The following is an 11,127-nucleotide window of genomic DNA, read 5'->3' on the forward strand; positions in this document are numbered from 1 at the left end:
CGGCATCAGCGCATCGGCGTACTGATGGAACAACCCGGCGGTCATCCACAACACGTTGACGGCCTGCTCCTGCAACAGCGCCGCGAATGCCGCCTGGGACAGCAACACCGCATGTTCGACCACCACCACGCAACCGCCATTGAGCAACGGCGCCCACACATCGAGGGTGCTGGCGTCGAAGGCCGGGTTGGAGGCGAAAGCCACGCGATCATGCTCGTTGAAATCGGCGTAACCGTTGTTGAGCACCAGGCGCGAGATGGCGCGGTGCGGCACTTGCACGCCCTTCGGCGCGCCAGTGGAACCGGAGGTGTACATGATGTACGCCACGCTTTCCGAAGTGTGTGCCACGTCGGGGTTGCGCGGTGACAGCGCGTCGAGGTTCAGGTCGGCCAGGGTATTGAGCACCCGGTGCGCGCCGCTGTCCTGCACCATGAACGCCTGGCGTTCCAGCGGGGCGTTGATGTCCAGCGGCACATACACCGCCGCGCACTTGAGGATCGCCAACTGACACACCAGCAGATCCAGGGAGCGTGGCAGGGCAATTGCCACGCTTTCGCCGGGTTGCACGCCTTGGTTGATCAAGTGATGGGCCAAGCGGTTGGCGCGACGATTGAGATCGCGATAGCTCAGCGACAACGGTCCATGCACGGCTGCCACGGCTTCCGGCCGGGCCAGGGCCTGGGCCTCGAACAGTTGGTGCACGGTGAGCTGCGACGGGTATTCGCGGCGGGTGGCGTTGAAATCCACCAGCAGTTGGTGACGCTCGGCAGGCGGCAGGATCGACACCGCCTGCAACGGCGTGGTCGGCGCTTGTTGCAAGGCGCTGACCAGATGGCGCAGCGCGGTGAGCATATAGTCACCCACCCGTTGCACATCCAGGGTGGCTACGCCCTGCACTGTGAGTGCGAACCCTGTGCCCAGGTCATCCACGTTGAGCACCAGCGGGTAGTTGCTGCGCTCTTCGGAGCTGAGGATCTCGATGCCGGAAGCGGCAAACGGGCTGTCTCCCGGGGCTTCACCCGGCGCACTGTGGCGGTAGTTGAGCAGTGTGCTGAACAACGGCAACGATCCCGGCACGCCGCTGCAGCGCTGGGCCAGGGACAACGAGGCGTGTTCATGGCCCAGCAGTTGCGCAAGCCGTGCATGGGTGGCACGCACGCCGGCTTGCACACCGACAGCGCCCAGGTTGACCCGCAGCGGCAAGGTGTTGATGAACATGCCCAGTGCACGGTCGGCCCCCTCGCCGCCTTGCATTCGGCCGAGCAATACGGTGCCGAACACCACATCCTGCTGGCCGGAAACCTGACCCAACACCTGCGCCCAGGCCAGGTGCACCAGGCTGGCGGTGCTCACGCCCAACTGTCGAGCCTGTTCACGCAGGCCCTGGCTCAGCGCCGGTTCCAGGGGCAAGTGGGCTTCGATGATGCCGCTGCCGTCGCCATTGACGTCCTGCAAGCCGAACGCCAGGGTCGGCTCGTCAAGATCGCCGAGCATCTCGCTGAAAAAGGCTTCGTGCTGGGCCTGGGTCACGCCGAGGCGGGCCTGGGCCACGTAATTGCGATACTGCACCGGCTCAGGCAAGTGCGCATCACTACCGGCCAGGCTCGCGCTCATTTCTTCCACCAACACTTGCAGGGCGGTGTGGTCGAGCAGGATGTGGTGCAACAACAGGATGCCGACAAACCCGCTGTGCTCCTGGGCGTAGGCGAAGCGCATCAGTGAGGCGCGAGACAAGTCGAGGCGATAGTGGCGCGGGTCGAAGCGTTGCTGCAGGTGAGCCAGGCCTTGGGTTTCAATATGTTCGACTGCCAGTGGCGCCTGGCGCAGCACCACTTGTATCGGCTCATCCAGGCCTTCCCAAAGAATGCCGGTGCGCAGGATATCGTTGCGGGCGATCACGCTGTGCAGCGCCTGGATGAACGCGTCCACCGCCGCTTGATCGTCAAAACGCAACTGCACCTGCAACACGTAAGGATCGCCTTCAGTGGTTGCCAGATGGTGATAGAGGATGCCGGCTTGCAACGGCGCCAGGCCGTAGATGTCCTGCACGTTGCCGATGCCGCCGGGCACGCTGGCGACGATGTGATCGATGGCCGCCTGATCCAGCGCCACCAACGGCAGCATCTCGGGTGTGATGTGCTGGCTGCCTTCAATGATGAGGTTGGCCGGGACCTGGACCTCGCCCTGCCCACCGACCGCCGCCGCCAACGCTGCCAGGGTCGGCTGGCCGAACAGTACGCGCACATCGGCACTGAGATCGACTTGGCGCATGCGTTCGATCAGCTTGACCGCCAGCAGGGAGTGGCCGCCCAACTCGAAGAAGTTGTCGTCACGCCCCACGCGGTCGAGCTTGAGCAGGTCCTGCCACAGGCCGGCGATGGTGGTTTCCACCGCGCCTTGCGGGGCTTCGTAGCCACGGCGTACCAGCGCGTCGGTATCCGGGACGGGCAACGCCTTGCGATCAAGCTTGCCGTTGGTGGTCAGTGGGAATTTATCCAGCACGACGAAGGCGCTGGGCACCATGTAGTCGGCCAGGCTCAGTAGCAGATGGTCGCGCAGGACGGCGGTGCTCAGTTCGCCCTCAGCAATCACGTAGGCCACCAGGCGCTTGTCGCCCGGCTCGTCTTCACGGGCAATCACCACGGCATCGCGCACGCCATCGGCGGTGGCCAGGCGCGCCTCGATTTCGCCCAGTTCGATACGGAAACCCCGGATCTTCACCTGGTCGTCATTACGCCCCAGGTATTCGACGCTGCCGTCGGCCAGCAGACGGCCGAGATCGCCGGTCTTGTACATGCGCAGGCCGGTGGCCGGGTCGGCCAGGAAACGCTCGGCGTTCAGCGCGTCGCGGTTCAGGTAACCGCGCGCCACACCGGCACCGCCCACGTACAACTCGCCAACCACGCCAAACGGCAACGGTTCGCGGTGTTTATCCAACACATACAGTTGCAAGTCGGGGATGCGTACGCCAATCGGGCTGACGCCGACCAACTGGGCATCCGCCGCTTCCAGGGCGCGATAGGTCACGTGCACGGTGGTTTCGGTGATGCCGTACATGTTCACCAGTTGCGTACCGGCGTTGATGGCGCGGGCATACCAGGGCTTGAGCAGGCCCGGTTCCAGGGTTTCACCGCCAAAAATCACCTGGCGCAGGGAATGCACGTCCGGGCTGCGGCCCTGGGCGGCGATCAGTTGACGGAACGCGCTGGGCGTCTGGTTGAGGATGCTCACGCCCGCTTCACACAGCAGCGTGTAGCACTCATCCGGCGAGCGGCTGACCAGTTGCGGCACGATCAGCAACTGTCCGCCGTGCATCAGCGCCCCCCAGATTTCCCACACCGAGAAGTCGAAGGCGAAGGAATGGAACAGGGCCCACACATCGTTGTGATTGAATCTGAACCAGTGTTCGGTGGCGGTGAACAACCGCGCGACCTGGCGGTGTTCGATCATCACGCCCTTGGGTAGACCGGTGGAGCCGGAGGTGTAGATCACGTAGGCCAGGTTGGCCGGGCTCAGGTGCAGTCGCGGGTTGACGATGGACTCCTGGCGCAGGCTGTCGAGGTCGATCTGCGGCAGGTCGCCGACCAGGTGGCAGGTATTGGCCTGTACCAGCACGGCCAGGGGTTCGCTGTCCTGCAAGGTGTAGGCGATACGTTCCAGCGGATAAGCCGGGTCGATGGGCACATAACCGGCACCGGCCTTGAGGATGCCGAGCAAGCCGATGATCATTTCCAGGCCCCGCTCGACGCAGATCGCCACACGGTCGTCGGGGCGCACGCCTTGGGCCAGCAGGCGGTGGGCGACCTGGTTGGCGCGTTCGTTGAGTTGGCGATAGGTCAGGCGTTGGTTGTCGAAGCGCAGCGCGATGGCTTCGGGATGGGCGGCGGCATGGGTTTCGACTTGCTGGTGGATCAGGGCGGTATCGGCGTAGTGCGTGGGGCTTTGGTTGAGGTCGTGAAGCAGGGTTTGACGCTCAGCGTCGGGGAGAATGTTCAGGCCGCCAAGCGGCGTATCCGGTCGCTGCTCCAGGGCTTCGGCCAAGCTTTCCAGGGCCGTGTGCAGGTAACCGGCCACACGCTGCGCGCCGATGGACATCGCCACCATCACGGTCAGTGCGAAGTCTTCCCCGAGGTCATCGACGTTGACCGTCAACGGGTAGTTGGTGCGTTCCTCGGCGCCCAGTACTTGGATGCCCTCGGCGACGTCAATCACTTCGGCCATATCGGTAGCGGCGCTATGCCGATAGTTGAGCATCGCACTGAACAACGGCGTCGGTGCCGCCACGCCGCTGCAACGCTGGGCCAACGCCAGGGACGCGTGTTCGTGGTTGAGCAAGGTGGTCAGGCGCTCGTGGGTCGCCTTGACCCCGGCGCGCACGCCCTGTTCGCCCACATCCACGCGCAGTGGCAAGGTGTTGATGAACATGCCCAAGGCACGCTCACCGCCCTCGCCCGCGCCCATGCGGCCGAGCATCACCGTGCCGAACACCACCGCATCACGGCCAGACACCACGCCCAGTACACGGGCCAGGGCCAGGTGCAGCATGCTCGCCACGCTCACCCCCAGTGGTCGCGCCAAGGCACGCAGGCGGCGGCTCAGCGTACTGTCGACGAGGATGCGCGCTTCATCGATACCCTGGCCATCGCCTTGCACATCTTGCAGGCCGAACGGCAAGGTCGGCTCGTCGATATCCGCCAGCATCTCGCGGAAGAACGCCTCGTGGGCCTGTTCACTGACGCCATGACGCACTTGGGCGATGTAGCTGCGAAACGGCACCGGCTCACCGGCCTGGGCTTGATCGCCGGCCAGGTACAGTTGGATTTCATGGCGAACCACATCGAGGGCGGTGTGGTCGAGGATGGTGTGATGGAACAGCAGCATCGCCACCACCCGCTGGTTGGCCGGGTCGTCGGCGAACACCAGGCGCAGCAGCGGCGCCTGGCCCAGGTCCATGCGGTAAGTGCGCGCATCATAGCGAGCCAGCAGTTGCGCCAGGGCATCGCCGCCACTGACGCGGACTTCCTCACAGGCCAACGTCGCCTTGCGCCACACCACTTGCAGTGGTTCGTCGAGACGCTCCCAGGCCATGGACGTGCGCAAGATATCGTGGCGGTCGATCACCCACTGCAAGGCCTCGGCAAAGGCATCCAGGCGAGCGCGGCTGTCGAACACAAACTGTGCGTGCAGCACGTAGGGGTCGCCCTGCTCGGCCGAGAGATGGTGATAGAGCATGCCTTCCTGGAGCGGCGCCAGGGGGTAGATGTCCTGCACATTGGCCGCGCCACCGGGGATGGCGGCGACGATACGGTCGATGGCTGGCTGGTCGAGGTTGACCAGGGGCAGCATGGCCGGGGTGATGCGATAAGCCGGGCTCAGCCAGTCACCGCCATGCTCGGCCACCAGCGCCAGCAGCCGTGGCTTGTGGGCGATCAGTTGATCCCACAGCACGTCGTCCAGGGCTTCGTCGTCGCCCAGGATAATCAGGTCGCCTTCTTCAGTTTGCAGACGGATCGCATGGGTGGAAATCGCTGCCAATAATTCGCTGAACTGCATGGGGTAACCTGCCTGATAAGTCACGGTTGAAGAGAAAGTCCGTTTTCAGCTACCGCTTGGATCGGGTGTGCTGGACGCCCTGGATAAATAGCGGGCGCAGCCGCAAGCCTGGAGAGGCTTCCGGCAGGCTTGGAAAATTAAGGGATTTGGCAGGCGGGGGGTGACATGGGAAGCGGGGACAACGGGGGATGAGGATCGTTCAGCTCGGCGTGTGCGTGCCTCCCTGCCCAAACCGACGAATTGCCAGGCAATAACCGATCAGTGCAACCGCCGCCAACAACCCACCCGCCGCGCCTATCCAGGCGAAGCCGAAGTGGCTGCCGACCCAACTGCCCATCAGGGCACCGCCGCCGATGCCGATGTTGTAGATGCCGGAGAACATCGCCATGGCTACGTCGGTGGCGTCCGGTGCCAGCACCAGCACTTTGGACTGCATGGCCAGGCCAAAGCCCATGATCGCGATGCCCCAGAACACGCTGAGCCCGACAAGATAAGGCTCGGCGCCACTCAGCGGCAGCAGCAAGGCCAGGCACGCCGCCAGCAGGAACACCGCCCCGACCACGAACAGATGGGGGTTGAAACGGTGCACCAGACTGAACAACAACGAGCCGATGATGCCAGCGCCGCCGAACACCAGCAGGATCAGCGTGACAGCATTTCCACTCATGCCCGCCACGCCCTCAACGAAGGGTTCGATGTAGCTGTAGGCGGTGAATTGCGCCGTCACCGTCATGGCGGTGAGCACGTAGAGCGCCACCAGCGCCGGGCGCTTGAACAGCAACGGCAGGCTGCGCAGCGAGCCGGAGTTCTGGCTCGGCAACAGCGGCAAGGTGCGCGCCAGCCAGAACACCAGGGCAGCCGCGAAGGCACCGATGACCAGGAACGTGGTGCGCCAGCCCATGGCTTCACCGAGCAAACGCCCAAGGGGAATACCCAGCACCATCGCCAGGGACGTGCCAGTGGCCAGCAGGCCGAGGGCTTGCACCTGCTTGCCTTCCGGCGCCAGGCGCACTGCAAGGGACGCGGTGATCGACCAGAACAACGCATGGGACAAGGCAATGCCGATACGGCTGAGCATCAGGAGGCCGAAACTGGTGGCAACGCTGGACAGGATATGGCTGGCGATAAACAGGCCGAACAACACAATGAGCAATTTGCGCCGCTCGACGTTGCGGGTCAGCAGCATCACCGGCAACGAGGTCAGGGACACGATCCAGGCATAGATGGTGAGCATCAGCCCAACGCTGGCGATGGGCATGTCGAAGCTGGCGCCGATGGCGCTGAGCAACCCGACGGGGACGAATTCGGTGGTGTTGAACACAAAGGCGGCCAGCGCGAGGGCGATGACCGGTTGCCAATTGGCTTGGGGGGTGGCGGCTGAAAGGCTCATGGAATGGCACGGTACTCCGACGGTGATCGAGCGGTCACCCAGGACAAGCGCCGCCACCGAGCATTCTATAGGTTTCTCGGCGGCCTGTTGGCGCTGATCCCGATCAAAGAACCATCAGTTTCATCAAGGCGAGGTGACGATGACGATGTAGGTCCCCGACTGAATCGGCTTTCCACGGGCATCCACCACCACATACCGCTGGTCGTAATAACGCCCGCTGCCGCTGTCGGCCACCAACTTGACATTGGCCGTCGCGTTGCCCAGCGCCTGTACGCTGCGCACGGGCTGAACCTCTAACTGGCTGCCACGCATGGCCTGTGGACATGTATTGAACGCGACTGTCGAACCGCCCAGCGTGGCGGAATTGCAACCCGGCTCGACAATACTGCCATGAAAGTGAATGACACCCGACGGTGCCGCCAAGCACGCCCCCGCCCATACCACTAGGAAGCCGGTAACCACTGACAAACGTGTAACGTTCATGACGACGCTCCTTCTTGGGTTCTTAAGAAGGTCATCGCCCGTTTGCGCGCAGACTTGAGTGGTTTCGTCGCTTTCAGGATCGCCTGATAGCCCTGCGGCTCTACTTTAGGGGTCCACCTGCCCCATCAGTTCGGGAATGCTTTCCGGCCGCTTGGCATAACGCTGGGCCAAGGCTGCACAGACCATCAGCTGGATCTGGTGAAACAGCATCAATGGCAGGATCAGCACGCCCATGGTCGCCCCGGCGAACAGCACCTGGGCCATGGGCACGCCGGTGGCCAGGCTTTTCTTCGAGCCGCAGAACAAGATGGTGATGCGGTCTTCCTGGTTGAAGCCGAACACCTTGCCCAACACCGTGGATGCCACCAACACCAAGCCCAGCAACACGCAGCAAGCGACGACCAGGCCGCCCAGCTCCCACAGCGGGATTTGATGCCAGATGCCTTCGTTGACCGCTTCGCTGAACGCGCCATACACCACGAGCAAAATCGAACCCTGATCGACGAACTTGAGCCAGGATTTGTTGCGCCCTACCCACTCGCCGATCCAGCGGCGGGCAATCTGCCCGGCAACAAACGGCAGCAGCAGTTGCACGCTGATTTTCAGGATCGCGTCGACGGTGGAGCCGCCATCGCCGTGCACATTGAGCAACAGCGTCACCAGTAACGGCGTGAGGAAGATACCGAACAGGCTGGACGCCGCCGCGCTGCAAATCGCCGCCGGGATATTGCCCCGAGCCAGCGAGGTAAAGGCGATCGCCGATTGCACCGTGGCCGGCAACGCGCAGAGATACAGCATGCCCATGTACAGGTCTTTGCCGATCAGCGGCGACAGCAGCGGCTTGAGCGCCAGGCCCAACAACGGGAACAGCACGAAGGTCAGGCTGAACACCAGCAAATGCAAGCGCCAATGGCCGGCACCGGCAACGATGGCCTGGCGCGACAATTTGGCGCCATGCAGGAAAAACAGTAGCGCAATGGCCAGGTTGGTCACCCAGCCGAACGCCACGGCGGTCTGGCCGCTGGCGGGTAGCAGGGAAGCGATGATTACCGTGGCCACCAGGGTCAGGGTGAAGTTGTCAGGCAGAAAACGTGGGCGGGTCATAAGCAAATCGTCCAGGGGTTGCAAAACGCATCGTCGCGACTCTAACGTAACGGCTTGTTACCGACTAACGCCAATGAGCCAGTAAATGCCGCCTAAAGGACATGATAAAACCGTGCGCCGCAGCGTGCCCGGGCTCTCCAGCCTGCCTCGGCCGGTGTATGGTCGCACCGAATCCCTGCCCAACCGCGCCTTGACGCGCCGGCACAGCCACCCGTGGGTGCAGCTCTCCTATGCGATTTCCGGGGTGTTGGAGATTCAGACCAGCGTCGGACGTTTCGTCGCGCCGCCCCAACGCGCGGTGTGGATTCCCGCCGGCGTGCCGCACCGGGTGTTCAGTTCGCCCCATACCGAAATGCGCAGTTTGTACCTGGATTGCAGCGTTACAAGCTGGGCAGCCGAACGTTGTCAGGTGCTGGAGGTGAGCAGCTTATTGCGCGAGTTGATCCGCAGCTTCAGCGAACTGCCGGTGGAATACGCCGAGGATGGGCCGGATGGGCGCCTGGCCCAGGTCGTCCTCGACCAACTCGCCGCTGCCCCGCAGGTGGATTTGATGCTGCCCCTGCCCCACGATCCACGCTTGCGGCAGATCTACCGCAGTTTGAACCTGCACCCGGAACAACAGACCACGCTGGGACACTGGAGCGAGAAACTGGGGGTCAGCGAGAAAACCCTCAGCCGCTTGTTCCTCAGCGACACGGGCCTGACCTTTCGCGCCTGGCGCCAGCGCCTGCGCCTGCTGAGCGCCCTGCCCGCCCTGGAGCAAGGCGAGCGGGTGACGGATGTGGCGCTGGGGTGTGGGTATGAATCGACGTCGGCGTTTATCAATGCATTTCGCCAGCAGTTCGAGGCTACCCCCGGCGAGTTCTTCCGCTGATCTGCCAGATCAACAAAGATTCAATGGTGGGAGGGGGCCTGCCCTATAACAGACCGGTTAGCTGCCATTACCACCATGGGCCTCTTCGAAGAAGTAGTCCTTCCAGCTGGCGGCTTTGTTTTTCAGCACGCCCAGTTCCTGCAGTTTCTCGGCATAGATAAAGGTGCGCTGGGGCACGATGGTGAAATCGATCTCCGGGTCCTGGACGATTTTCTCCACCAGGTCCAACGGCAGCTTGGATTGCTCCACGCGGATATACGTTTTGGCGGCAGCCGGCTTGTCGGCCTTGATAATCTGCTCGGCCTCGGCCAGCGCGGCATAGAAGGCTTTGTAGGTCTTGGGGTTTTCGTCGTGGAACTTCTGCGTGGTATAGAGCACGTTGAACGAAGCCTGGCCGCCAAGGATGTCGTAGGAACTGAGCACCTTGTGCACGTTAGGGTTCAACAGTTCCTGATACTGGAACGGCGGGCTGGAAAAGTGCGCGTTGATCTCCGAACCACCGGCAATCAACGCCGCCGTGGCGTCGGGGTGGGCCAGGCTGATGGAGATGTCGTCGAATTTCTTGTAATTGGCGTCGCCGAACTGCTTGGCGGTTTCGATCTGCAAGGTACGCGACTGGAAGCCCACGCCGGCGGCAGGTACGGCAATGCGGTCTTTCTCGGTGAGGTCCTTGAGGGTCTTCACCTTGGGATTGTTGGTCAGCAGGTAGTTGGGCATCGAGCCGAGGGAGGCGATGGCCTTGACGTTCTGCTTGCCCTTGGTGCGATCCCACAAGGTGAGCATGGGCGGCACACCGGCCGAAACGATATCCAAGGCGCCGGCCAGCAACGATTCGTTCATCGCGGTGGCGCCTGAAATGCTGTTCCATTCCACCTGGATATCCAGGCCCTGTTCCTTGCCGTGTTTTTCGATCAGGTGCTGGTCGCGCACCACATCGAGGATCAGGTAGCCGATGCCGAATTGCTGCGCGATGCTGATCTTGCCTTCGGCCTGGGCGCCGAGACTGATCATGGCCGTCGCAGCCGCCAGGAGAGCCAGGGAGGAACGCTTGAAAGTCATTTAGGAGTCTGCCGCGTTTTTAAGAAGGTGATGGAGCCTAGCGGCGATTTTTAAGACGGGAAAAGAATATCGGGATCTATTGTTATGCAAATAATCCCCAAAACCCTGTTCGGCTGGTATTGTTCCGCGCTTTGAAAAACCGCTGAACCTGCGAGGAAATGGACGTTGAACACTGACGAAAAAATGACCGGAGACCTGTTCGAGGTCGATAAGCGCCTGTCACTCAAACCCGTGGTGGACTTCAACGCCTACCTGCGCAGCGCGTTCGGCGACGGCCCATGCACCTGCGTAAGGTGCGTGGCTGCCAATGGCGATGAAACCGGCTACGCGTTTCAGCACACCTTCCACTTCGACAGCAAACCCAGCCACCGCCGTTTTGCTTCCACGGCGGGCAGCGATGTGTTGCAGATGCTGAAGAAGGCATGGCTGTCGTACACCAAGGCCGAGTTGCCACTCAGCGGCCTGTTGGTGCTGGATACGGTGAAAGAGTTTGTTGAGCCGCAACTGCACAAGCGCCTTGCGCCGCTGTTTTTGGCCAGTGGGTTGGCCAAGGACGTAGACGGTGAGTTACACATCCAGCCACAAGCGGCGGCCTGATCAGGTCCAATGTGGGAGGGGGCTTGCTCCCGATAGCGGTGCTTCAGTCAATGCATGTGTCGACTGG

Annotated in this window: 7 protein-coding genes; 2 read left to right on the forward strand and 5 right to left on the reverse strand. The window is 62.6% G+C overall.

The genetic code is table 11. The annotated features are described in order from the left end of the window. The 4 genes from ACRESD_RS07155 to ACRESD_RS07170 all read right to left on the reverse strand — a co-directional run. On the reverse strand, positions 1 to 5,553 hold a 5,553-nt coding region (locus tag ACRESD_RS07155; protein WP_431750286.1), incomplete at its 3' end, for an amino acid adenylation domain-containing protein. Positions 5,554 to 5,752: 199 nt separating this feature from the next. Then, positions 5,753 to 6,943 carry a sugar transporter gene (locus tag ACRESD_RS07160; RefSeq protein WP_431750287.1) on the reverse strand — a complete coding sequence of 397 codons (1,191 nt, stop codon included), beginning with the start codon at positions 6,941 to 6,943 and terminating at the stop codon, positions 5,753 to 5,755. Between the two features lie 123 nt (positions 6,944 to 7,066). After that, a complete protein-coding gene (locus ACRESD_RS07165) occupies positions 7,067 to 7,426 on the reverse strand; it encodes a type 1 fimbrial protein (protein WP_431750288.1) in 360 nt (119 codons plus the stop codon). 105 nt (positions 7,427 to 7,531) lie between these two features. Continuing rightward, a complete protein-coding gene (locus ACRESD_RS07170) occupies positions 7,532 to 8,530 on the reverse strand; it encodes a bile acid:sodium symporter family protein (RefSeq protein WP_431750289.1) in 999 nt (332 codons plus the stop codon). Positions 8,531 to 8,615: 85 nt separating this feature from the next. Between ACRESD_RS07170 and ACRESD_RS07175 the strand changes: the two genes are divergently transcribed. After that, entirely contained in the window at positions 8,616 to 9,404 is a 789-nt protein-coding gene (locus ACRESD_RS07175; protein WP_431750290.1) for an AraC family transcriptional regulator, read from the forward strand. A 57-nt stretch (positions 9,405 to 9,461) separates the two neighbouring features. Here ACRESD_RS07175 and ACRESD_RS07180 read toward each other — a convergent pair whose 3' ends face one another. Continuing rightward, positions 9,462 to 10,463: an ABC transporter substrate-binding protein gene (locus ACRESD_RS07180; protein WP_431750291.1), complete on the reverse strand. Its 1,002-nt coding sequence runs from the start codon at positions 10,461 to 10,463 to the stop codon at positions 9,462 to 9,464. Positions 10,464 to 10,628: 165 nt separating this feature from the next. Between ACRESD_RS07180 and ACRESD_RS07185 the strand changes: the two genes are divergently transcribed. After that, positions 10,629 to 11,060: a hypothetical protein gene (locus tag ACRESD_RS07185; RefSeq protein ID WP_431750292.1), complete on the forward strand. Its 432-nt coding sequence runs from the start codon at positions 10,629 to 10,631 to the stop codon at positions 11,058 to 11,060. Positions 11,061 to 11,127 lie beyond the last annotated feature (67 nt).

The sequence above is a fragment of the Pseudomonas sp. genome (assembly GCF_050739995.1).
Lineage (GTDB): Bacteria > Pseudomonadota > Gammaproteobacteria > Pseudomonadales > Pseudomonadaceae > Aquipseudomonas.